16 protein-coding genes and 6 pseudogenes are annotated in these 23,412 nt (G+C 55.5%); 16 read left to right on the top strand and 6 right to left on the bottom strand.

The annotated features are described in order from the left end of the window. Positions 1 to 487: 487 nt before the first annotated feature. Positions 488 to 1,839, top strand: a pseudogene (locus U862_RS0107125) (diguanylate cyclase). A 154-nt stretch (positions 1,840 to 1,993) separates the two neighbouring features. After that, positions 1,994 to 2,266, top strand: a complete 273-nt coding sequence (locus U862_RS0107120) for a hypothetical protein (protein WP_025109744.1) — start codon at positions 1,994 to 1,996, stop codon at positions 2,264 to 2,266. A gap of 198 nt (positions 2,267 to 2,464) precedes the next feature. Here U862_RS0107120 and U862_RS0107115 read toward each other — a convergent pair whose 3' ends face one another. Beyond that, complete coding sequence (locus U862_RS0107115) at positions 2,465 to 2,704, bottom strand: hypothetical protein (RefSeq protein ID WP_025109743.1); 240 nt, start codon at positions 2,702 to 2,704, stop codon at positions 2,465 to 2,467. A gap of 174 nt (positions 2,705 to 2,878) precedes the next feature. Here U862_RS0107115 and U862_RS31065 point away from each other — a divergent pair, with 174 nt between their 5' ends. Next, positions 2,879 to 3,208 (top strand): hypothetical protein, encoded by a 330-nt coding sequence (locus U862_RS31065; RefSeq protein WP_081794853.1) that lies wholly within the window; start codon positions 2,879 to 2,881, stop codon positions 3,206 to 3,208. A gap of 120 nt (positions 3,209 to 3,328) precedes the next feature. Here the strand turns inward: U862_RS31065 and U862_RS0107110 are convergent, their stop codons facing one another. Together U862_RS0107110 and U862_RS0107105 are read right to left on the bottom strand one after the other, a co-directional pair. Continuing rightward, positions 3,329 to 3,694, bottom strand: a complete 366-nt coding sequence (locus U862_RS0107110) for a histone-like nucleoid-structuring protein, MvaT/MvaU family (RefSeq protein WP_025109742.1) — start codon at positions 3,692 to 3,694, stop codon at positions 3,329 to 3,331. Between the two features lie 51 nt (positions 3,695 to 3,745). Next, positions 3,746 to 4,102 carry a hypothetical protein gene (locus tag U862_RS0107105; protein WP_025109741.1) on the bottom strand — a complete coding sequence of 119 codons (357 nt, stop codon included), beginning with the start codon at positions 4,100 to 4,102 and terminating at the stop codon, positions 3,746 to 3,748. Between the two features lie 432 nt (positions 4,103 to 4,534). Between U862_RS0107105 and U862_RS0107100 the strand changes: the two genes are divergently transcribed. Continuing rightward, positions 4,535 to 5,158, top strand: coding sequence for a TonB-dependent receptor domain-containing protein (locus U862_RS0107100; RefSeq protein WP_256214633.1), 624 nt, complete (start codon positions 4,535 to 4,537; stop codon positions 5,156 to 5,158). Between the two features lie 246 nt (positions 5,159 to 5,404). Here U862_RS0107100 and U862_RS0107095 read toward each other — a convergent pair. Together U862_RS0107095 and U862_RS0107090 are read right to left on the bottom strand one after the other, a co-directional pair. Next, positions 5,405 to 6,261 (bottom strand): annotated as a pseudogene (locus U862_RS0107095) (SDR family oxidoreductase). 144 nt (positions 6,262 to 6,405) lie between these two features. Beyond that, positions 6,406 to 7,095: pseudogene (locus U862_RS0107090) on the bottom strand (thiamine pyrophosphate-dependent enzyme); the annotation flags it as partial. On the opposite strand from U862_RS0107090, the pseudogene U862_RS0107085 reads away from it, so the two are divergent. The 11 genes and pseudogenes from U862_RS0107085 to U862_RS0107035 all read left to right on the top strand — a co-directional run. After that, positions 7,092 to 7,475, top strand: a pseudogene (locus U862_RS0107085) (DUF4198 domain-containing protein); the annotation flags it as partial. The pseudogenes U862_RS0107090 and U862_RS0107085 overlap by 4 nt on opposite strands. A 141-nt stretch (positions 7,476 to 7,616) precedes the next feature. Then, positions 7,617 to 7,958, top strand: coding sequence for a hypothetical protein (locus U862_RS29430; RefSeq protein ID WP_081794852.1), 342 nt, complete (start codon positions 7,617 to 7,619; stop codon positions 7,956 to 7,958). Positions 7,959 to 8,018: 60 nt separating this feature from the next. Next, positions 8,019 to 8,251, top strand: a pseudogene (locus U862_RS29425) (IS3 family transposase); the annotation flags it as partial. A 513-nt stretch (positions 8,252 to 8,764) separates the two neighbouring features. Beyond that, positions 8,765 to 9,796 carry a fimbrial protein gene (locus U862_RS0107070; RefSeq protein ID WP_157836060.1) on the top strand — a complete coding sequence of 344 codons (1,032 nt, stop codon included), beginning with the start codon at positions 8,765 to 8,767 and terminating at the stop codon, positions 9,794 to 9,796. A 57-nt stretch (positions 9,797 to 9,853) separates the two neighbouring features. After that, positions 9,854 to 12,676: an ATP-binding protein gene (locus U862_RS0107065; RefSeq protein ID WP_025109734.1), complete on the top strand. Its 2,823-nt coding sequence runs from the start codon at positions 9,854 to 9,856 to the stop codon at positions 12,674 to 12,676. Continuing rightward, positions 12,663 to 13,856: an EAL domain-containing protein gene (locus U862_RS0107060; protein ID WP_025109733.1), complete on the top strand. Its 1,194-nt coding sequence runs from the start codon at positions 12,663 to 12,665 to the stop codon at positions 13,854 to 13,856. The genes U862_RS0107065 and U862_RS0107060 overlap by 14 nt, the downstream gene beginning before the upstream one ends. Before the next feature lie 68 nt (positions 13,857 to 13,924). Beyond that, a complete protein-coding gene (locus U862_RS0107055; protein WP_025109732.1) occupies positions 13,925 to 17,143 on the top strand; it encodes a hybrid sensor histidine kinase/response regulator in 3,219 nt (1,072 codons plus the stop codon). A gap of 38 nt (positions 17,144 to 17,181) precedes the next feature. Then, positions 17,182 to 17,829, top strand: a complete 648-nt coding sequence (locus tag U862_RS0107050; RefSeq protein WP_025109731.1) for a response regulator — start codon at positions 17,182 to 17,184, stop codon at positions 17,827 to 17,829. 136 nt (positions 17,830 to 17,965) lie between these two features. Beyond that, complete coding sequence (locus U862_RS0107045) at positions 17,966 to 18,559, top strand: fimbrial protein (RefSeq protein WP_025109730.1); 594 nt, start codon at positions 17,966 to 17,968, stop codon at positions 18,557 to 18,559. 69 nt (positions 18,560 to 18,628) lie between these two features. Continuing rightward, on the top strand, positions 18,629 to 19,369 hold the full coding sequence (locus U862_RS0107040; RefSeq protein ID WP_029977501.1) for a molecular chaperone: 741 nt from the start codon (positions 18,629 to 18,631) through the stop codon (positions 19,367 to 19,369). 190 nt (positions 19,370 to 19,559) lie between these two features. Continuing rightward, positions 19,560 to 22,010, top strand: coding sequence for a fimbria/pilus outer membrane usher protein (locus tag U862_RS0107035; RefSeq protein WP_049827988.1), 2,451 nt, complete (start codon positions 19,560 to 19,562; stop codon positions 22,008 to 22,010). Positions 22,011 to 22,274: 264 nt separating this feature from the next. On the opposite strand, the pseudogene U862_RS0107030 reads toward U862_RS0107035, so the two are convergent. Next, positions 22,275 to 22,798 (bottom strand): annotated as a pseudogene (locus U862_RS0107030) (terminase small subunit). Between the two features lie 296 nt (positions 22,799 to 23,094). Between U862_RS0107030 and U862_RS0107025 the strand changes: the two are divergent. Beyond that, entirely contained in the window at positions 23,095 to 23,295 is a 201-nt protein-coding gene (locus tag U862_RS0107025; RefSeq protein WP_025109728.1) for a KTSC domain-containing protein, read from the top strand. Positions 23,296 to 23,412: the final 117 nt, after the last annotated feature.

The following is a 23,412-nucleotide window of genomic DNA, read 5'->3' as shown; positions in this document are numbered from 1 at the left end:
AAGCTATCGCATCTCGACAAAGTTAGTTGAGCACCTGCTTTCTACAAGATCGGGCTTCAATACTTCAAGCACCAGAAGCTGGTTAGAACAAGCTCGACTCGACAATTCAATGCCCTATATCTCCTATTATGATTATAGCGTGTCACTGCTCGAAAACTCGTGATATTGACCAACGCATTACCGCGCACATTTAAAGCCGAACGTACGCAAAAAACACATATCGCGCGACTCGTTTTAAAATCTTGATACACGCGCGATGATTGTGGCTCGAACTCCCGACTTAACACTGAGGCCACTTAAAAATTCGCAAATCAAGTTGAAGTTTTTCATACCAGAAATCTTTAACCGTTCTTCAAACCAAACCAAAACTTTAAATTCGGACAGCTTAAAAACATCAAATTATTCGTGCAATATCTCTATTGCCATGCTGACGATTGGCCGAGACCACGCTATTTTACCCAGACAAGCTTTTTCATAAGGAAATGATGTGAAGCGTGACGTCCACCTCGTTATTCTGTTGTTAACCATCATCGGCCTCTCTCTTGTGTCACTGACCATCTGGAAAGTGGGGGCGTCGAGGGAACGGGCCTTGCGAGAGGCTGATACTCATGGTTTGAATCTCGCGCAGGCCCTGACCACCTACTCAGAAAGTGTTGTTAGACAGAGCTCACTGCTTTTGCTTGGTCTGGTGGAGAGGCTTGAAGCGGAGGGAAGCGAGCCAGCTAAAATCCAGCGACTGAGGGCTCTCATTGAACGGCAACAGCCGCTAATGCCCCAATTAAGCGGCGTCACCATTTACGATCGGCAAGGCCATTGGTTGTTATCTTCGAACAAGGCCATTCCCGCTGGGGCCGACAGCAGCGATCGAGCTTTTTTCATTCATCACAGCTCTGATCCATCGCGTGAAACGTTTATTGGTTCGCCAATTCGCAGTCGTTCAAATCAAGAATGGGTCATTACCGTCAGTCGCCGTTTCAACGACGCTCACGGTCACTTCGCTGGCGTGGTGGCAGTGACTTTAGGCGTTGAAAATTTTCTAAAGCTTTTTGGAACAATCGATCTAGGGCGAGATGGAGCCATTGGTTTGTCCTCCACTGACGGCACACTCTTGGTTCGTTATCCATTTCGCGAAGAGGACATGGGGCGTAATTTTTCGCATTCGCCGATATATGTACGCTACCTGGTGGATCAGTCCATAGGAACGGCTTCGTTCACCTCCAGCCTGGACGGTGTGGAACGGCTTTATGCTTTTCGCAAAAGCGATGAACAACCATTGATCACCACCGTCGCTCTGGGTAAGCGTGAGGCCTTGGCTGCCTGGCGTATGGAGGCAATGTTGTCTTTTGCAGTGGTGGGAAGCCTGATGGTAATCACCGCGATTATCTGCTGCATGTTGATTAGGCATATTCACAGACGGATCGAAGTGGAAGCGGAATTGCGGATTGCTCAGCAACAACTTGTCTCTTCGAATCGACAGCTGGAATTGCTGGCAATGAAAGACGCGTTGACAGGACTCGCGAACAGACGCTGCTTTGATGAGACCCTTGCAATGGAAATACGCAGGTCTCGCACTTGGTCGCACGTTATGGTGGAGAAGAAATGGGCATTATCATGCCCCACACCGATCGGGTGGGTGCTACGGTTGTAGCAAAAATGATTTTGAATCGGCTTCTGAAAGAAAACATTTACCATCCCAGCAGCCCCTTCGGGCGAGTGACGGTAAGTATTGGCATTGCGGTTGCCGAGTATGGAGGCCCGACCCAATCACAGCAGCTGGTGGAAGCAGCAGATGCAGCGCTCTATGAGGCTAAGGCAGGAGGTCGAAATCAGTTCCAATGACATGGCCCCTCCCCCGAAAGCTATCTTTTTGATTCGCCCCCAAGGCATATCCTTTAGGTTCGCTGACTCACCATTTTTGGACAATTTCCAACACGTGCGACTCGCTTCCCTAACGTGCACTATGATGAATGGAATTTACCCATAAGGAAGTGACATGCCAGCCATTCGGGTGACTGCCATTCTCACGTTTGCGGTGGCAGCCTCAGCCGCAGCTTATTCGGCGCGTTTTGTAGGAGAGCAGATTGAATATCTGTATGAAAAGCTCGCTCCTCCCGCACAAAATTTTGATTTTGCTACCGATTGGACACCCATCGTCAGCCCCCTTCCATCCTTGGAAGACCAGCTCAAGAATTCCTCTCAGAGCCCTGCCTCACCGACACTGGTGAACTTTCCTTTAGAAAAAGAGCTGATTCGCTCGTCACATTAATTTCACATTTCCCGATGTACCTTTACGAAAGCTCCTTTTGGTCGCTTACCGGCCCGCACTCCTTGCGGGCCTTTTATTGGCAAAACCTCTGGGTGCAATCACGAGAAGCATTTCTCCCCCGCGCCCGTGCGCGTTGCAACCTGTGCTGGTTGCCTACACACGCCATTTTGATGGCTTCCCCAGATAGCAGGTTCGCTTTCAGCGGGGATCTTGCTGTTGATCCATCACAGCATTATCGGTTTCTTCCTTTACTCGATCAGGATCGAGCTCGACGTCGTCGTCATCAAGCGGACGTTCGCCTTCGTTATTCGGCAATTCATCAATTCGTGTTTCTTTCATTGGGTCGTCTTCCGTGCGACTAGGACTCAATGGGTCTGGTGATGTGGGCATCGGGTCATCCTCACCCCTACCGCCTTGTAGTCTCGGATCATTGCTCATACACACCTCTCAATACCCGCAATGTTGGGGGTATGTAGCTTGGAGAAGCTTGCGAATAGGGGCGTTCGATTTATTGGCGTACCGATTGTCGACATCCCTCATGCCCTTTGGCCATCCCATGGGAACGTCCCGCCTATCTCTTCCTCTACCTATTACCCAGATCGGGGGTGAGGGATGAAAATAGTGACACCAGACGGTCATTACCTCGTTGTCAAAGGGAAGCTGTGGCGTTGCAGCGATCCATCTCTGGACGAAGAGCTTCGACAAAGTCTCGTAAGCGAGCTCATGGCTGCTCGGCGCGAGATAAAGGAGGCTAAGGCTTCCCACGACACATTGCGTATGAGACGGGCTCGGGAGAGAGTAAAGAAAGCAAAAGTAGCGCTCGGTGAACGAGGCCCTGTGTGGTGGGAAGATGGCAGCCCTGACCTAAACAGGCATTCGGTTAGCAAATCCCCTTATGCCGAATGGTTCAGCTCACTGCCGGAAAACGCGGGTAAGGGCTAACCATTCTTTTAACTCCTTGCGTCGATTACCAATCGCAGGATTTAACACCGATAGCTGAATTGTTTTACCGCCATTGAAACTGAAAAGGGCCCGATTAGGGCCCTTAGAGTCACGTCAAGATCAGTTGGTCAGCCAAGACTCAACGGTGTCGGAACCGTGTTTAGCTTTCCATTCTTTCAGCCCTTTGTGATTGCCGCCCTTGGTCTCAATCACTTCCCCGGTATGAGGATTCTTATAAGTCTTCACTGAACGAGCCTTACGGGTGCCCTGCTTTGGCGAAGGCGCCGCAGGACGACGACCAGCTTGCGGATCCAGGAGATTGATCACGTTTTTCAGACTGAAACCATATTCAACCAGCAGGTCACGAAGCTTGCTTTCGAACTCAATCTCCTTCTTCAAACCAGAATCGCTTTTCATCGACTCTAGCTCAGCCATTTGAGCAGCCAGTTGCTGTTCGAGTTTTCGATATTCAGCCAAACGGGACATAGGGAGCTTCCTTAATGAAATTACGTAAAGTGGGCTTACATAATAAAGTGTTTAGAGCCCTAAATCTCTAGCAAGTTGATCCTCTTGGATCTCTTCGGTTGCAAAGCCGCCGTTCACCAAGTACTCCTGAAGTGACGAACATATGTGATCACTCAGTCGAGACCTCAACTGAAGGTAACCGCAGACATCCGTAAAGGGCTCAATTTTAAATCCCCGTTGCAGCAGCGCTTTCGCCAGCACTCGCACACCGACAGCACCAATATCGGACGTATGTAACCGCACCAAAGGGTCAAACCCTGGCTCTCTCTTGAAACTGTCCACGGCTTGCTGAATCAATGCCTCGAATGCCGCAGCATCACACGCTTCTTGGACTAAGAGCCACACGACTGATTCAAGCTCACGGTGCATCGAAACTCCCTTTCCACTTTTGTCCCCGACAGACGTTGTCCGGGACGAGTATTTTTTAAAAAAAACGCAATGAATTTGTAATCAAACAGGTTAGCAGCGGCCTTGAGCCGCTAAAGGACGATTTCGCTGTCCCCCATGAGGCAGCCATACACCGGCGCCAGCCGAGATAAGTCGCTAGGAAAAGCCAGAAGCAAGAGCACAGCAGCAAAGAAAAAACATAGGTCGGCCAGGAAGACCGTCGAAGGGTGAGACGCCAAGATCGCTGCTTTTGTGTTGTCCTCAGATATAAAGATCCGTCGCGCAAAAAAAATTTCAAGGGGGGGGCAAAAAATATATTTTCTTCACTGAGACAAAGAGGACAACGCACGACAATCAGGCATGCAATCCAGACATCCGCGAGGCTAATAAACATGCAGTCTGATCCCACCCCCTTTGAGCACCCACCTTGATCGATTTCATTCCTTTACCGTTGGTAGTCACCGTCCACAAGGTGGCGACCAGAATCCATATATCCTTCAGCGCGATTTGAAAAAGCAATCTGAAACCAACCAGCGCAACCTGGGCCAAAGCACCGGCGTGCTGATCGATCCTTCAAATTCGGTCGGCGGGTACGCATATGAAGCGAGCGAAGGCGCAACCAGCAAAGGTTTTGAGCTGGAAGTTTCTGGCGAGCTTGCGACCGACTGGAACGCTTCCTTGGGATACACACAGTTCACCGCTGAAGATGCCAAGGGTGACAATGTGAACACGCTGTATCCGACCAAGCTATTGCGCACATTCACGACCTACCGCCTTCCAGGGGTTTTCAACAAACTGACCATTGGCGGCGGGATTAACTGGCAGGACTCTATCTACACTTACGCCACCAATCCGAATCGCGAAAAAATACAGCAGGATGCGTACGCTCTGGTCAACTTGATGGCGCGCTATGAGATCAGTGACAATCTTTCGGCACAGCTGAACGCTAATAACGTCACTGACAAGAAATACTTAGACATCTTTGATGCCTACGGTGCACCACGCAGTATCACAGCCTCCGCGAAGTACCGTTTCTAAGGTACCAATAAATTGGCGAGTCCCCCTCGCCTCCCGGATTCGTATAACCCATAAACAGCACCGGCCTGCGCCGGTGTTGTGCTTTTTGATGACCGCTCACTCGCATTTTGACGTACGCGTGACAGCTCTAACTCACGGCAATCATATGGTGAGAAAAGTTGATCGGAGAAAATCAGGGGTGATGATTTTAGAACAATTCATTCCCCTGATTTATGGGCATGGTTAATTTCTTGGCTGCCCCATCCTTTAAAGAATTGGCTTACCGCCTGTCACACCGTAACGCTCCCCAGAAATGTAGCTACCGGCATCAGACGCCAATAGCACATAGATTGAGGCGACCTCTACAGGTTGTCCTGGTCGACCCAAAGGTGCGTTGGCACCAAAATTTTTCACGGTGTCTTCTGGCATCGTTGAGGGGATAAGGGATGTCCAGATAGGCCCTGGCGCAACACTGTTGACTCGAATACCCCGTTTACCCTACATCTGGGCAAGTCCGGCGGTACAGTTCGCGATCGCACCCTTGGTTGTTGCGTAAGGCAGCAACGTAGGGTTGGGAGAGTCGGAGTTGACAGAGCTGGTATTGATAATCGAGCTCCCCTCGGCCATGTGAGGAAGAGCGGCCTTACAGATACGAAAAATAGCAGAGATGTTGATATCGAAGGTTTTGACCCAATCGTCGTCAGGAATTTCTTCTAGCGTCTCGTGGTCATCTGGAAAGCAGCGTTGTTCACCAGCACGTCAATACGACCGTATGTGGCTACCGTGTCATTCACGATCGCGGCACAGTGTGCGACATCACTAAGGTCACCCGGCAGCAGAAGACATTGCCTTCCAGAAGCCTCCACTCACCGCGCTGTTTCTTTCGCATCTTCATGTTCATCCAGATAGGTGATTGCAACGTCAGCACCTTCACGCGCAAAGGCGATTGCTACAGCGCGTCCGATGCCGCTATCTCCTCCGGTGATTAGCGCAATCTTATTCGTAAGACGGCCACTGCCTTTGTAACTTTTCTCACCGCAATCAGGATAGGGATCCATCGCACCCTGCTTCCCAGGTACCGCCTGCTGCTGAGGCTTGAATGGGGGTTTAGGATAACTTTTCATCGGTTTCTCCTTTTCTCGTTCGAGCGCGCCGGCGTTCGGCCTAATACTCCCCCGGCTGCGCGCTATCCGCGACAGCGTCGCGATTTTTGGCTTCCACAGTCCCACACTCCAGCATCTGATGCGTCGGCTCCAGAAAGGCCGCTCTCATTTTTTTGTCGGTAGCATCGCTCCCAATACCTGCTTGGCTGTTTGCACAATTATTCCCGCCTCATCAGGGTCGCCCTGGAGTAAAGTTCCGGCAAATTTCTTCGCTTGTTCAAGCTTGATGTGCGGTGGCAAAGGTGGGACGTTGGGGTCGGTCTTGAACTCAATCAGCACTGGTGTTTCCGAAGCCAATGCCTGCTCCCACGCCGTAGCAACATCTTCTTCTCGGTCAACGAATATCCCCTTGAGGCCAATCGAGATGGCGAGCAGATGATAGGGCACGTCTAGAATACTTTGAGAGGCCTCGAATTTCGGATCGCCTTCCATTACCCGCTGCTCCCAAGTGACCTGATTGAGGTCTTCGTTGTTAAACACACCGCAGATCCACTTCGGACTGTCCCACTGCCGCCAGTATTTGGCGACGGTGATGAGTTCTGCCATGTTGTTCATTTGCATTGCGCCATCGCCAACCAACGCGATGACTGGGCGCTCGGGAAATGCAAACTTTGCCGCAATCGCGTACGGCACCGCTGCCCCCATCGAAGCCAACCCTCCGGACAATGAACACTTCATCCCACGGCGGATCTTCAGGTCGCGTGCATACCAATTGGCACAGGAGCCCGAGTCACTCGTGATGATTGCCTGGTCAGGCAAACGGGGTGAAAGCTCGTAAACTACACGCTGCGGCGATCGCCTCCACCCACAGCTTCAAGTACAGTCTGGCCATTTACCAGAGCGATGCCCGCCTGCCGAAACTGGACATGCTGCGTCTGGCGATCGTCCCCCTGAGCGCCCCCCTGCAAGTTGGGCCAGGTAAGACGTTGGAGGTGCAGGTGCTGCTCGATGGAAAACCGGCTGCGGATATACCACTGCAAGGTGATTACCGAGGCGCGCCTCACCACGTCAGCGCCACCACTGACAAGCAAGGCAAGGCACGCATCACTGTACGCAACGAGGGCCTCAACATCATCGCGGCCCAGGCCACTCTGCCACTGACAGAAGGCGGCCCCGTGGCCCAGCAGAGTCTGTTCAGTTCGCTGACGTTCCTAGGGGAGCCGCACCACGAGTAACACTTGCATCGTGCCTCGGCCATGTTGGCCGAGGCACGGCAGATACTCCGCCGCCAGAAGATCGACAGTCGACCCAATCGTTAGACGCCGCCCCGCTCGGCAGCTACCCTGAATTCTCGGCATTCGTTAAAGGAGTACGAAATGGGTACCTGCAACCAGCATCCACACCATGACCATCAGCACAAGCCGGGCTGCGGCCATACGGCAATCGAACACAATGGACATGTCGATTACTTGCATGACGGACACGTGCATGGCGATCATGTCGTCGAACACTCACTGGAAACCAACGGCCAGAACCCTGACCGCTGCACCCCCGGCCACCAATGTGGCGGGGATGCCGCCGACCACGTTCATGGCCCGGGTTGCGGCCATGAGGCGGTACCCCACGGCGACCATGTCGATTATCTGGTCGACGGCCACCTGCACCATCCCCATGGCGATCACTGCGACGACCATAGGCCGGTGACCGTGGTCAAATGACCCTTGCCCGCCTCCAGCCGGCAAGGGCTGTAGATATTACCGCATGCGCTAAAGAATGGCCGTCGTGGAAACTGTTGGGTTAATGCGCCGATGACGTGTTTCGCAGTTTGAAAAAATGACTGGATATCGACCGTGCGCTACATGACGGCTCGAGAAGCGCGCCGACACATCCAGATCATTATCTAATGTGTCGGTACAACTGGATTCGGCCCCATCAGTTCAACGGTGTGCTGGCGCCGGCTCAGGCCGAGAAAAAACTTAACGGGTTTAATTCATTACACCGTTACACCTGAGGGACTACTATTGGCCTATAGCGTGCGTGCGAACGCCCGTTTTGGCCGATACCTGCCGCTCACGAATATCCGAACTGGCCAGGAACGGACATTAGTGAAAGTGTCGAATGAGTCAACTAAAAGAGTCGATTTTCTCGCGCTCTACTCCTGGACATCTGCTTCTGATGCAGAGTAATAAAGAGACCCATCTATCCTGAACCAGAATCTCTTTCAGCGTTTCGATTTCGCCGTCTTACGCTGGACATTCGCCAGGACAGTGATTCGTTGCGAGCAGGAAATAATCGTTGCCATGCCAGGGAAATTGGCAAATGTCCTGCCTCGGACGCTAACAAAAGCGATGCGATTCGAGCCGGTACTGATTACTGCGGACCTGAATGGTGCACTTTTTTAACTGCAACTCACTCTAATTTAGTCGCCAGAATCCTTCATCGGAAATTTAGGAATTTTCTTATGGCATCCATGTAACGGACTTATCACTATTTGCTTTCATCCTTTTTGCGACATCTAAAGCACATGAAGTTAGAGAGAAATTCTTTAGAAAAACTTTTCCCCGCATTGTTTGCGCTGACATTCTTCTCTTCAACGGCAGCTTCTGGCGCCACCCCTAGCTGCACCAACTCCACAGCCGAGACAGTGCTGACTATTCCCGATATGACCGTGCGACACGATACGCCCATTGGGGCTGAGATCGGCTATTCAGTCGTAAGCGCTCCCATAGATACCTTTAATTGCACACCAGGCTTTACGTACCAGCAATTCGTCGTCAAGGGATATGGATCGGCCGCATCGAAAATTAATGGCATGAACATCTATAAAATTGGAACCGGTGCTGCCGGCATTGGTTATGCGCTGTACGGTGAGTCCGTTGGAACCTGCCAGGGTTTCAAACCGATCACCGGTTCAAATGATATCGGTGGTGTTAATGCCTACACGCTATGTGCTGTAAACGGGACATTCACAGCGCAACCTGTGCAAGGTGCCATGAAACTGGTGTTCTACAAGATAGGCGCCGTCTCGCCCGGTAAGCAAGCGCCACAGCTGGTGGGTAGTTTTGCACTGAAAAACAACCAATCAGACTGGGTATACCCAGAAGCGAAGGTGCGATCCTCCGGATTTACCGTGAGCGCTCTCGGCTGCTTTGTCGATAAAGTCGAAATCAAAGTACCGCTGGGCGAAGTGGGGATGAAACAACTGACGCGTCCGGGCAACACTGCGGCAGAACAGACGTTTGCTATCCCGCTGACTTGCGATATCGGCACCAAGGTTAAAATGACCCTCAGCGCCGGCAGTGCCGGCGTTTACGACAACGCCAATGGTCTGCTCAATCTCGCCGACGCGGCCTCAACCGATACCGCCCAAGGGGTAAAAATCCAAATACTGTCGAACGATTCTCCAGTCACTTACGATAAGGCGTTGGATATCGGCACTCAGAGCGCGACGGGGACCTTTACCATTCCACTTAAGGCGCGCTACTACCGAAGCGCTGAAACCCTGAAATCAGGCACAGCGAACAGCAGCGCGACCTATACGATTACCTATGAGTAACGCGCCTTTAAGAATCGTCTGATGTCAGCCCGGCTCATGCCTCGCTAGGGTGGCCGGATGAAACTGAAGAACTACCTTCACCAGATCAACCCCCTGCTCTCTACGCCCAACGCCGCTCGCCGGTTGCTGCGATTTTTTGGCCTCGTGCTCCTGATTGGTATCCTCAGCGGCGTGTACAGCTTTCTGCTGCTGACTTTCAATGCTGAAGTGTCGCGTCGACGAAGCCACATGAGCAGCGCCATCGCCGAGGCGCACACCTTTTTCACTACCCGCGAGGCGCTACTGGAAAGCCTCAGTCTGTCGGCCGTCCGCAAGCCTCAAGGGGTCAAACCCCAGGTCTCACCCGAAGAAGTTCACCTATTGCTGGGCAACACGCAGGGCAAGCAGTGGAGCATCTGGCTAACGGAGCGCATCAAGCAGTATCTGGTGAGCAAACAGGTCAATCTGCTCTACGTCAGCAGTGGCAACGACGGGCGCGTCAAAAGGCTCTACACGGCGACACCCACAGTCGCCGACTTTCTTCCGGCGATGCTTGATCGTTTGCAGGCGCTCAAACGTGACCACACCGCTGCGCCGGAAGAACTCTGGCTGACCAATCAGTCGCCCAGTCACTCACGGCTGTACATGTTCATTCGCCTGGATGAGCGCGACGTCGACTCGGGCTGGCTCGGCCTGGAAATGGACGGCCGCGAAGTCTCCCATGCACTGGATGATCAAAGTGCCGGGCAGTTCATGATGTTCAACTCCGACGGAATGCTGATGTTCAGCAACAGCCAGCCTGCGCAACTCAGCCAGAACCTGCTGCAGATCCAGCGGCAGAACTTCTTTGGTTTCGTCGGCGAGGGATGGTTGCCGGATCATCTGGTGATGCGCAAACAACTGAAGTCCTCGGACTGGCAACTGGTTTATTCGATCAACCTACGGGATGTCGTAGTCGCCTTGTCGCCTCGACTGATCGGTGCGCTGCTGTTCTGCCTGTTGAGTATCAGCCTCGTGTGGATACTGATCCGACGCCTCGAATATCGCTTTATCGCGCCGACCATCAGTCGAATTCAGGCGCTGGTGGAGAGTGAACTGTTCAGCAGTGACGTGATTCAAACCGCGCCCGTGGCCCTGTGCGTGTTGCGCCGCACCAACGGCCAAGTGGTGTTGGAAAATACCCTGTCGCAACAATGGCTGGGCCAGAGCGGCGAAAGAGAAAGGCTCAGCCACCGCTGGATCTATCAGGCGTTTGATGCGCTGGACCCGCAAGTCACCGACTACTTCGAAACCGCCGACGGCCGCCATCTCTACCTCAGCTGCGCACCGACTCGCTACAAGGGCGAGGACGTGTTGCTCTGTGCCTTCAGCGATATCAGCACGCGCACGCAAATCGAAGAGGCGCTGGAACAGGCGCGGCAATTGGCCGATGCTGCGAACGAAGCGAAAACCCTGTTTCTGGCGACTATGAGCCACGAGATCCGCACGCCGTTGTATGGCGTATTGGGCACCTTGGAGTTGTTGGGGCGAACCGAACTCGACGCACAGCAAACCGACTACCTGCGCACCATCGAAGGCTCGTCGGCGACGCTGCTGCAATTGATCTGCGATGTCCTCGACGTGTCCAAGATCGAAGCCGGGCAACTGGCACTTGAGCTGAGTGAATTCTGCGTCCATGAGCTGATCCACGAAGTGATTCAAGGCTACGCGGCGGCGGCCCATGGCAAGGGCCTGGCTTTATACGCGGTGATTGACCCGAAGCTGCCGGAACAGGTGATTGGCGATGTGTCGAGAATTCGTCAGATCCTCTACAACCTGTTGAACAACGCCGTCAAATTCACCGATACCGGGCGCATCGTGCTGCGGGTGAAGCTGCTTGGGCGTGACGCTGAGCGGGTGAACCTGTTCTGGCAAGTGTCGGACACGGGCAAAGGCATCACCCAGGAGGATCAGGCGCGGATTTTCGAGCCGTTTTATCAGTCGCGGGGCCATACCAATGTGATCGCCGGAACCGGGTTGGGGTTGCCGATCTGTCAACGCCTGACCCACTTGATGAATGGCCATATTCGCGTGGTCAGCGAGCCGGGCCTGGGCAGCAGTTTTTCCCTGAGCCTGGCGCTGGAACAGCCTTCAACGCCAAGGTTGCCGAGCAGCTTTACGCCGCTGTTGCCGGCAACGGTCTACGTGGTGTCGCCCATCCGCGAACTGGCCGAAGCGATGAATGGCTGGTTGCGCCGCTGGGGCGCACGGCCGCAACTCGATCGGCCTTCGCGAGGCGCCTGCAACGCTGAGCATGTGCTGCTGGAGCTGCATCCCGGCTCATTCGAGCAGCGTCTGGACGCCGAGTGGACCGGCTCGCGGGTGATCGCCACGGGCGATGGCTACAACGAACCGCATTGGAGCGACAACGGCTGGGTGGTGAACATCAATCACCTGCACGCCATTCATCAAGCGGTCAGTCGTGCTCAGGGGTTGTCGGCGAGCAAACCCGCAATCGATGCGCCACAGCGGCAACTGAAAACCCTGCATCTGCATGTGCTGGTCGCCGAAGACAACGCCATCAATCAATTGATCTTGCATGACCAGTTGCAGGAGCTGGGTTGTACCGCCGAGCTGGCGAGCAACGGTGAGGAAGCCTTGGCGCTGTGGCGCAAGGGGCATTTCGACGTGATCCTGAGCGACGTCAACATGCCGCAGAAGAACGGCTATGAACTGGCCCGCGAACTGCGCCGCCTCGGTTGCACGGTGCCGATCATCGGCGCGACCGCCAATGCCATGCGCGGCGAAGAAGCGCTGTGCCTGGCCGCCGGAATGAACGACTGTCTGGTCAAACCTTTCACGCTACAGGCCCTGCATCAGCAGTTGGCGCCCTACGAAAGAACACTCCATGAAACCGATTAGTATCCTGGTCGTTGAAGACCATCCGTTCCAGCAGCTGTACTTGCAGAATCTATTCAGCCAGATCGGCCAGTTTCATCTGCAATTTGCCGAAGAAGGCAGCGCCGCGCTGGACTGCCTGAAACGTCACGACTTCGATCTGGTGCTGACCGATTTGTTGATGCCCGGCATGGACGGCGTGCAGTTCATCCAGGGTCTTGCCGCCTCGGGTTCGCGCCCGGCGCTGGCGATCATGAGCGCCGCCTCGCGCCGCATGCTGACCAGTGCCAGCCTCGCCGCGCGCAATCTGGGCGTGAAAGTCATCGGCCTGATTTCCAAACCGGTCAAGACCGCAGCCTTGCGCAATCTCACTGATCAATTGGGCAATTTGCGTCAGGCTACCCTGCCCCTGCCCCTGCCCGGCCCGCAGATTGATCATCTGGCCATTCTCGATGCGCTGGACAACGGTGAATTACAGGCCTGGTTCCAACCAAAGAAATCACTGGCCAACGGCCGCATCGTCGCCGCCGAAGCGTTGGTGCGCTGGCTTCACCCTGAACAGGGAGTCTTGTTGCCGGGCATGTTTCTGCCCGCGTTCAAGGCCTTCAATCTGGAAGAGCGTTTGCTCTGGCTGATTCTGGAGCAAGCGATCAAGGCCCAGGAGCAATGGCACGCTCAGGGCTATGCGATTCCGGTGTCGATCAATCTGCCGACGCATCTGCTCAACAGCCTCGACCTTGCCGACCGGATTCTCGCCTTTGTCCTTGAGCGCCACGGTGTGCCGGCAATGATCTGTTTCGAGTTGATGGAGTGTTCGATGCCCGACGACATCAGCAACTTCTACGCCGGTGCGTGCCGGTTGCGCATGAAGGGCTTCGGCCTGTCGCAGGATGATTTCGGGCAGGGTTACAGCTCTTACATGAACCTGGTCTCGACGCCCTTTACCGAGTTGAAAATTGACCGGGCGCTGGTGCAGGGCTGCAACGACAACGAAGAATTGGCGCAAGCACTGACAAGTATTGTCGCCCTCGGCCGACAACTGGGTTTGACCGTGGTGGCCGAGGGCGTCGAGACGGCGCAAGAACTGGCGGTGTTGCGTAAAATCAACTGCACTCAGGTTCAGGGTTTCATCATTTCCCACGCCGTATCGTCACAGGATTTTCAGCAGTTGCTGACGCAGGACGGCCCCGCGTTGACGGACTGATCAGTCGTTCATTGTTCAGAGGCAGCGTTGTTCAACGCTTATCCAGGCACTTTCAGCAGGCTTGCTCAATGACTCATCCAAGCGCTCCGATGGAGAAACTGACCAACAGTTCATTGCGCATGAACGCCGGGCTGGTGGTGCTATGCGGCCTCGCCTCGCTGTTGGTGGGCCTCAGTATCTGGGGTCTGTATCGCATGGTCGAAGAGCAGCGCGACACGGTGCAGTTTCATTTCGCCCGGCTGATGGAGAACATCGGCGAACAGGACGTGTTCCTCAGCGCCATTGTTCAGCAAGCCGACAAAGGCCTGCCGTTGAATACACACGTGCAGATCTTCAAGCAGACGCCATTGCCCGATGAGGGAGTCGGGATCTATAAGGCGCAGGAGCTCTCCTCATCCCTGCCGTACAGCGTGAAAATCAATCCGGCGGCGATTGAAACCAGTGAACGTGCGCGAGTCTTCGCCCTCGGCGCCCACCTGGCCAGTTACTACAGTGCTTTCTGGTCGGCCTCGCATTATCAATCCCCGCAGGTGTTCCTGTTCAACGTGCCCGATAATTTCGACATCGCCGTCCCCGCTGCCGGGCAGTTGCGCGCTACCGGGCAGATTCAGGGCGGCACCTTCGTTGACGTCATCAAGCAGGTGGTGCAACAGCTGCATGATGCCAACCCCAAGCCGCTGGACAGTGAAGTTCACTGGGTCCGCTATAACGCCCAAGCGGATAACAAAGGCCCGCCTGCGCTGCTGGCCTACGTCAATGTCAACATGCCCGCTGCGCAACTGAATATCGAGGGCGCCAGTTCCTGGATGGTCGTGGCGTCGTTGTTGAATCTGGCGCAGATCAACAACATCGAGCGAATCATGAAGTGGTCGATCTACGACAGCTTCAGCCTGACCGCACCCAATGGCACCGTATTGATCGGTGCAAAACCCGCCGGGCAGGACTTCAGCGACGGCCTCAACGTTCGTCTCGACGGTCTGGTGTTCAAGATTTCCAGCGCCGGTGCGCAGCCGTGGACGGCGGTCTACGTCGTCGGTTTCAAGCGTTTCATCGACTATGCCTGGTGGCCGCTGCTCGGCTTGTTGACGTTGATGCTGACCAGCATTGGCGGTGGCTGGGCGTTCAATCGCTGGTATAAAGCCCGCGTGGTGATTCCTGCACATCAGGCCCATGAAAGCATCGCTGAAAGCGAAGCCTTCAGCCGCGCGATCATCGACACCGCGCCGACGGGCCTGTGTGTCGTACGCCGCAGTGATCACCGGATCCTCCTCGAAAACCGCTGCATTCAGGAGTGGCAACAAAGTGATCAACTGATCACAGCGCTGATCCGCAAACACCCGCTGACGGCAGCGGGCCAGACCGATCTTGAAGTTGAAGGACGGCATTACCACGTCGGGTTCATCGATGCGCGCTATCACGGCGAACACGTCTGGATCTGCGCATTCCACGACGTGACCCGGCATATCGATGACGCCGCGGCACTGGAAAATGCTCTGCGTGAAGCCGATTCGGCCAACGAAGCGAAAACCCGTTTTCTCGCGACCATGAGCCACGAAATCCGCACGCCGCTGTATGGCGTTCTTGGCACTTTGGAGTTGCTGGGCCTGACCGAACTTGGCCCTCGGCAGCAAGAATATCTGCGGACGATTCAGCGCTCATCGACGACGTTGTTCCAATTGATCAGCGACGTACTGGACGTGTCGAAAATCGAGTCCGGGCAAATGACCATCGAAGCGCAGGACTTCTGCCCGCTCGAACTGACCGAGGATTCGCTGCGCGCCTACAGTGCATTTGCTCAGGCCAAAGGTTTGCAGCTCTACGCCTGCATCGACCCGGCGACTCCCGACCGGGTGCGCGGCGATCCCCTGCGCATCCGGCAGATCCTCAATAACCTGCTCAGCAATGCGATCAAGTTCACCGACAACGGCCGGGTGGTATTGCGCGCCAGAGTTGTGCAGGAATCCGCCGACAATGTCACCCTGCTGTGGCAGGTCAGCGACTCGGGGATCGGTATTTCCCAGGCCCAGCAAGTTCAGCTGTTCGACCCGTTTTATCAGGTGCGTGATGCGTCCAGCGAAGCCGGCGCCGGTCTGGGGCTGGCGATTTGCTGGTGGTTGTGTGAGTTGATGGAGGGGCAACTGAAAGTGGTCAGCGAGCCAGGGCTCGGGAGCAGCTTTTCGTTGCAACTGGAACTCGATCGCGTGGAAGGCTCGCTGAACGATTGCCCAGCGTTCCCCCCGCAAACGCCCACCCTCTACGTGCAGGCGCAGGCCCCGGAGTTGGCGCAACATTTCTGCGGCTGGCTCAACCGACTTGGGCAGGACACTCAAATCATCAGCGCAGACACAAAACATCTGCCCTCCTCTGCATCGCTGCTGCTGGACGTTCGGCCACCAACGGACGAATCCTTTTGGCCAGGGCTGCGCGTCATCGCCACGGCCGCCGGCGCCAACCCGCCGGAATACACGGGCGAAGGCTGGACAGTCGATGCCCACGATATTCGCGCGGTGGCCTGGGCTGTCCATTTCGCGCAACAAGGCGCCGACCCGCAAGCTCTCCCGGCGATCAAAGCGCCGGCGCGACGCCTTGATCTGAACATCCTGATAGCCGAAGACAACCCGATCAATCGGGCGATCATCAAAGAACAGCTGGAAGCGCTGGGCTGCTCGGTGGTCGCCGCCGCCGATGGCGAACAGGCGCTGCATCAATGGCTGCCGGGGGTGTTCGATCTGGTGCTGACCGACGTCAACATGCCGGTCATGAATGGCTATGAACTGGCCAAGGCCTTGCGCAAAAACGATGCGGATCTGCCGATCATTGGCGTGACGGCCAATGCCCTGCGCGACGAAGGTGAGCGTTGCGCCGCGGTAGGCATGAATGCCTGGCTGGTGAAACCGCTCAATCTGCACACGTTGCGAACGCAGTTGCTCAAGCATTGCCAACTCCTTGAGCCGGCGCTGGCCGATGACGCAGTTGCCACACACGACAACCCGCAACCACTGGATCAGCCACAGCTTTCACCGAAAATGCGCGCGCTGTTTTTCAGTACCCTGCAACAGGACATCGAGAAAGTCAGCGCCCTACTCCAGATCAATGACGCCCCCGCGCTTGCTCAACAGCTGCACAGCATGGCCGGGGCCCTTGGCGCGGTGCAGGCCACTGGTCTGGCGGAGGCGTGCGTGCGTCTGGAAAGCCAACTGCAAGGTCGCGTCATCACGCCCGTTCTGGCCCGCGAGATCAGCGCTATGCTTGAGCGACTGACCGCGATGCTCGATGCTCTGGCGTAACCCGATTGAATTCAACAACACACTAGGGATAGCCGAACATGGCAATACTCAACGTCGTGATCGCCGATGATCACCCCATCGTTTTATTGGGCGTACGTGAGCTGATAGAGCGTGATGAGCGCTTTCGCGTGGTGGGCGAAGCGGTCTGCTCCAACGCGCTGATCGAGTTGCTGCACAACCAGCCTGTGGATCTGGTGATCACTGACTTCAACATGCCGGCGGATTCACCCTACGGCGATGGCCTGAAACTGGTGGAATACCTGGGCCGGCATTTTGCCCAGGTGAAAGTGCTGGTGCTGACCATGATCTCCAGCCCGTTGATCCTGACCCGCCTGCATGAACTGGGGGTGGTGGGGGTGATTCAGAAAAACCAGTTGCACGACGATATTCAACTGGCCCTCTCCTCCATCGCCAACGGACGCACCTTCAAGAGTGCCAAACCCGAGCCTGTCAGCGTCCTGGAGCCTAACGTGGCGCTTGACGAAAGACTGTCGCGACTGTCGCCCAAGGAATTTGAAATACTGCGCATGTTTGTCTCTGGGCAAAGTGTCACCACAATTGCACGCAGCCAGTCCAGAAGTGCGAAAACCATCAGCACGCAAAAGATTTCGGCGATGCGCAAACTTGAGGTATCCAGCGATCAGGATCTGTTGACGTATTGTCTGGAGAACAACGTTTTTCAATAACCTGTAATTATTCGACGAAGTGCAATAAATACCCCAACCTTATAAGAATCGTCTGATGGTCTGAGTACTGTACTCGGACCTATATTCTGGATCGTGTTTTCCAACACAACTTAATCACGATCTAATGGATATCGACATGAAAAAGCTTTCGCTGACACTGCTGACACTTTCCATGCTTTCGGTGGCGGGCCAATCGTTTGCAGCAGGCGAGCCGGCAACCCCAACTAAAGCGGGTAGCGGCACTATCAACTTCACCGGCATCATCAACAACGATGCTTGCTCTATCGAAGATGCCGGCTTGAATAAAACCATTTCCGTACCGATGGGCGAAGTGTCAATCAAAGACATGGGTACCGCTGCAGCGCCCAAGGGCAATGGCAAACTGAGTGCAGAGAACTTCGACATGAAGATCAACTGCAACGCCGGTACCAAAGTTTCGATGATCTTCGAACCAACCAAAGGCGCCGGTTCGGGTATCGTCACCGGTACCAAGGTGCTGAAGTTGACCGACGGTGTGGGCGCCGCGAAAAACATCGGTATCGCCCTGCTCGACGCCAATGGCGATCAGATCGACCTGAGCTCGCCTGCCGCAGCCAAAATTGAAAACACCCTGCAAGACGGCAGCACCACCCTGAAATTCTCCGCCGCCTACGTGACCACTGCCGACCCGAAAACCGCGGTCGCCGGTCGTGGTGACGCGACCCTGCCGTTCACTCTGCAATACGAGTAAACCGCACTCGGGGCTGACACTGTGCGGGACGCAATCGTCCCGCCTTTTTTCAATTTCAGGCAGTTTTCCATGTTTAATCGACACATTCTCTCCCTGTGCATGGGTTTGCACTGCGCGCTGCTGGCGACGCAGGCACACGCCGGCATCTCTCTGAGCGCAACCCGTCTGGTGTTTGATGGCGAGCACAAAGAAGTCAGCATCAAGGTCCGCAACAATGGCGATGACCTGTTGATCCAGTCATGGATCGACAGCGATGAGCCCGGCATTGCTTCGGTGCCTTTTGCCGTCACGCCGCCGCTGGCGAGGATTCTCGGCAAGGAGCAGCAACTGCTGCGGGTGATTTACGAAGGCACCGGCATGCCTTCTGACAAGGAATCCGTGGTCTGGCTGAACGTTCAGGAAATTCCTCAGGTCGTCAAGACGCAAAACACTCTGCAACTGGCAGTGCGTCAACGCATCAAAGTGTTTTTCCGACCTGCCGGACTGGCCAGCCAGGCCTACCTCGCACCGACTCAACTGCTATGGCAGATCGATCAGCAAGGCGGGCATGCCGCACTGAAAATCAACAACCCAAGCCTCTCTCATGTTTCGTTGTCAGAAGTCTCGGTGCAATCGGGTGCCACAACGGAAAAAGCAGTCGATTCGATGATGATTGCTCCGGGCCAGAGCAAGATCATCGCGCTTAAAGGAACAAACAACTCCGCTTATTCCAGTCTCAACTTTTCAAGCATTAACGATTACGGCGCACAGGATCGTTACAGTGCAACTTTTTCGGGTACCGCCGCAGTGAATGCCAAAGCCGTGCAATAGCACCTGCACCGAAAGTTTGCCCCCTCTCTTGATTCTAATAATGAATTAACTCTTCGTTCTCTGTAGCCGTATAGGGCTGGGTATGTCTTTACTCCCGCGCAGCAACTTCAATTCGCTGACTGAACAATCCTGCCCGAAACTCTCGGGATTCAATGCGCTGTATCTGGCCATGTTAGTGGGTCTTCCTTACATGGCGAATGCCAGTGATGCCGTCGCTGCACCGGAGCAAGATCAACTCGCCGAGTTCAACACTTCGTTTCTGCAGGGTGTCGGGTCGTCGGTGGATTTGAATCTGCTGCTCTCAGCCAACAGCGTCTTGCCAGGCAACTATCGAGTCGACGTTTACAGCAACGAAGTGTTGGTCGGGCGGCGCGATATCGATTTTCGTCGCGCCGAGAAAACCGGCAAAGTCGAAGCGTGCCTGACCCTGGACATGCTGCAGCAGTTGGGCATCAACATGAGCACGCTGGAAGCGGCAGGCCAGCTCAAGCCTGAGGCGCCCGACACGTGCTACGACTTGCCAACCTTGATTGACCAGGCCAGCGTCAGCTACGACCCTACCCGCCTGCGACTGTTGATCAGCGTGCCGCAAATCGCCATGCAACGCGGCATGCGCGGTTATGTCGACCCTGCGCTGTGGGATGCCGGCGTCCCGGCGGCGTTCATCAATTACCAGTTGAGCAGCAACCGCAACAGCACCGACTCTGCCACGACGATCTCCAACAACCTCGGTTTGCGTAACGGCATCAACCTCGGCGCCTGGCGGCTGCGTAACGAATCGAACTTCAGCAGCCGTACCGGCGAGCGCAACACGTTCACCAGCAACCGCAGCTATGTGCAGCACGATGTCACAGCGCTGAAGGGACAATTCAGCGCCGGCGATATTTTCTCCGACTCGCAGCTCTTCGACAGCGTGCGTTACCGTGGCCTCAAGTTGAGTTCCGACGAAGGCATGCGCGCCGACAGTGAGCGCGGCTACGCGCCGGTCATCCGCGGCGTGGCGCAAAGCAACGCCACCGTGGAAATCCGCCAGAACGACTACGTTCTCTACAGCACCAACGTGCCACCCGGCCCGTTCGAGATCAGCGACATTTATCCGAGTGGCTCGAACGGCGACTTGCAGGTGATCGTCATCGAGGCCGACGGCACGCGGCATGAAACCCGGCAGGCGTTTTCCAGCCTGCCGATCATGGTGCGCAAAGGCCAGGTCAACTACAGCCTCTCGGCGGGGCAATACAAAAGCAATACAGAGGGTCTGGCCGAACCGAAGTTTTTCAGCGGCACTCTTGCTTATGGCATGACCAGCAACATGACCGGGATTCTTGGTGTGCAGGCGACAGACCGCTTCAAGGCGATGTCCCTGGGCATGGGCCGCAACACGGTATTTGGTGCGGTGTCATTCGACCTGACGCACTCATCCAGTCAGGCGCACGGGCAGACCACCGAAGGTAATAGCCTGCGGATGCTCTATGCCAAAACCTTCACCGGCACCGACACCAATTTCACCCTCGCCGCCTATCGTTACTCGACCGAGGGCTATCGCACCCTGAATGAGCACATCGAGGATCAAAGCGCCGGGGAGCAGCGCCGTGGCAACTCCAAGACCCGCACTGACCTGACCGTCAGCCAGAGTCTGGGGCGCAACCAGCAATTCGGCAGCCTGTACCTCAACGCAACGGATCAGCGGTATTGGGGACGTGGCGGCTCACAAAGCCTGTCTGCCGGTTACAGCAACAACTGGGGCGACGTCACTTACAACCTTGGCGTAACGCATACCCAGGACGTGGGCAATTCCGGCCCGGCGAACAACGACTCGCAGATGAACCTTTCGCTGTCATTTCCACTGGGTTCCAAACCGCGCGCGCCGCGAGCGTTTGTCTCGACCAGTCGGCAGAAATCCAGCGACAGCACGCAGTTGGGCGTGAACGGCTATTTGTCGGAAAACAGCGACACCTACTATTCCGTGCAGGCCGGCAACAGCAGCACCGGCGGCAATTCAGGCTCGGCGAGCATCAGTTCGCGCACCTCGTTTGTCGACGTCAACGCCGGTTACAGCCAGGGGCGTGGTTACACTTCGCAGAACTTGAGCCTTGCCGGTTCGGTGGTGGCGCACGCGGGCGGTATCAATCTGGGGCAAACCTTGGGTGAAACCTTTGCCCTGGCCGAAGTGCCGGGGGTACCGGGCGGGGTCAAGATCAGCAGCTTCAGCGGCACCCAAACCGGTCACAATGGCTTTGCGGTGATTCCCAACACGCAACCGTATCGGGTGAACTGGATCAGTCTCGACACTCGAGATCTGGGTGCCGATGTAGAAATTGAAAACGCCACCCAGCAAGTCGTGCCACGCCGCGGCGCCGCCGTATTGGTGCGCTACCCGTCGCAGACCGGTCGCCGGGTGCAGTTCGAGTTGTTTGATTCGCAGCACAACCGCTTGCCGTTTGGCGCGATGCTCGAAGATGCGGCCGGCAAGCAGATTGCGATCGCCGATCCTTCCGGCAAGGCGTTGGCACTGGTTCAGGAACAGAGTGCCACGCTGACGATCAAGTGGGCAGGCAAGCAATGTCAGGCCAGCTATTCATTGCCTGAGCGCGACAAGGCGCTCAATTATGAGCGTGTTTCGCTGACCTGCCCTACCAATTAGCGGCTCTATGCAGTGTTTTCAAATGGCTACCTGACTCTCGGCAGCAACCGCCGCATCTGCTGTTGCTCAAGATCGATTCCCTGCCGTGTTCGCGCAATATCGCCCGTTACTGCAAGCGCGAGCTTTTCAAGCTAATCCAACGTCAGTGCAAACTCTCTTCCTAAGGCGACATCGGGTTAGCGTCAGCACGCTTTTCTATCCAGCGAACGAAAAATGAAGACACCTGAAACTCTGCATAGCGTTCAAGCTGCACCGCTCATGTAGTTATCCTAAGCACAGTCCGAAGTCGTCACCGGAGACTTGAGCCGCTTCGTTGAGTCGCTGGCGAAGCGCAGCGGTTAGCTGCCGCTCCACCTCCCATGGATCCGACAGCGCAGCTAACTGGGGTGCCAGTTGCGGCGATAGGCTCATCAGCGACTGGTTGAGCGAGCGTGCCGTCTCATACACAGCCTTCTGCACAGAGCTGATCTCCACCAGTTCACCCTGCGCCTTGCGAAACTTCATCTCAGCCATCCGCGCCAAGTAGTGCTCGCGATGTGCACGCGCTTTCTGAAAGTCCGGAGTCTGCCCTTGCGCAGCATCAGCGGGCGGCGGCACAGCCATGTTCGTCGGCTCGGATTGAGCTGCGACGTGGCTGTGTACATATCACGCTGAAGCCGGTCCTGTTGGTGGCGAGCAGCGACGGCAGCCTTGCTTGGGTCGGCGGTATCGCGAATCAACGCTTCGGTGGCCAGTACGTCGACCTGCTTGCCATTGGGTGACAGAACCAGGCGGCCATTCTCTTTCAGCTAGGTGATGTAACTTGGTGAGCGACCAATGTGCGCGGCGAAGGTGCTCTTGGACAGGTATGTGACTGCGTTCATAAGCCCTCCTTTTCAGCGGTTTTTCAATTAATTCTTTCAAGATTTCAGTGGGTTGAAATTTCAGTAAGCTGGCGGGTCTCCCACCAACACGATCCCGCGGGTTTCCGACCCCATGACCATCGGAAATCCCCAGGGGTCCCCGGCGCCGTTCGGCAGACCGGACCGCAGAGCCCGGCAACTCGGCTAGTATCCGGTGGCGATCCGTCTGCTGGAGAGAAGTCATGGAAATGATTGCCGTGTATTCAAGAGCGATAACCGCTGTTGGCTACGATGCTGGCACGAAACGAATGAGGATCAGCTTTCAACAGGGCCACTCATACGATTTCTACAATGTCCCTCTGGACATATACAGCGGCTTGATGGTCGCCGTGTCCAAAGGCTCGTACTACAACAAGCACATCCGTGACCGTTATCAGTTCTGAGCTCGTTATTCCATTTGGAAAGACGGACATCCCTGTGCAGGTTTCAGCTAGAGAGAATCCGCGAGTTCGATAAGCCGTGTAGGGGGCGGCCCTCAGGGAGGCCCCGTGAAATCGGCA

It is taken from the genome of Pseudomonas sp. H1h (assembly GCF_000633255.1).
In the GTDB taxonomy this organism is placed as follows: domain Bacteria; phylum Pseudomonadota; class Gammaproteobacteria; order Pseudomonadales; family Pseudomonadaceae; genus Aquipseudomonas.
Note: the sequence above shows the minus strand (reverse complement) of the source record. Positions and strands in the feature narration are given on the sequence as shown.

Coding starts and splice junctions, on each gene's coding strand:
- U862_RS29430 (WP_081794852.1), top strand. CDS start 7,617: ATGGGTACCTGCAACCAGCATCCACACCATGACCATCAGCACAAGCCG.
- U862_RS0107025 (WP_025109728.1), top strand. CDS start 23,095: ATGGAAATGATTGCCGTGTATTCAAGAGCGATAACCGCTGTTGGCTAC.
- U862_RS31065 (WP_081794853.1), top strand. CDS start 2,879: ATGAAAATAGTGACACCAGACGGTCATTACCTCGTTGTCAAAGGGAAG.
- U862_RS0107045 (WP_025109730.1), top strand. CDS start 17,966: ATGAAAAAGCTTTCGCTGACACTGCTGACACTTTCCATGCTTTCGGTG.
- U862_RS0107065 (WP_025109734.1), top strand. CDS start 9,854: ATGAAACTGAAGAACTACCTTCACCAGATCAACCCCCTGCTCTCTACG.
- U862_RS0107105 (WP_025109741.1), bottom strand. CDS start 4,102: ATGCACCGTGAGCTTGAATCAGTCGTGTGGCTCTTAGTCCAAGAAGCG.
- U862_RS0107050 (WP_025109731.1), top strand. CDS start 17,182: ATGGCAATACTCAACGTCGTGATCGCCGATGATCACCCCATCGTTTTA.
- U862_RS0107060 (WP_025109733.1), top strand. CDS start 12,663: ATGAAACCGATTAGTATCCTGGTCGTTGAAGACCATCCGTTCCAGCAG.
- U862_RS0107115 (WP_025109743.1), bottom strand. CDS start 2,704: ATGAGCAATGATCCGAGACTACAAGGCGGTAGGGGTGAGGATGACCCG.
- U862_RS0107040 (WP_029977501.1), top strand. CDS start 18,629: ATGTTTAATCGACACATTCTCTCCCTGTGCATGGGTTTGCACTGCGCG.
- U862_RS0107070 (WP_157836060.1), top strand. CDS start 8,765: ATGAAGTTAGAGAGAAATTCTTTAGAAAAACTTTTCCCCGCATTGTTT.
- U862_RS0107120 (WP_025109744.1), top strand. CDS start 1,994: ATGCCAGCCATTCGGGTGACTGCCATTCTCACGTTTGCGGTGGCAGCC.
- U862_RS0107055 (WP_025109732.1), top strand. CDS start 13,925: ATGACTCATCCAAGCGCTCCGATGGAGAAACTGACCAACAGTTCATTG.
- U862_RS0107110 (WP_025109742.1), bottom strand. CDS start 3,694: ATGTCCCGTTTGGCTGAATATCGAAAACTCGAACAGCAACTGGCTGCT.
- U862_RS0107035 (WP_049827988.1), top strand. CDS start 19,560: ATGGCGAATGCCAGTGATGCCGTCGCTGCACCGGAGCAAGATCAACTC.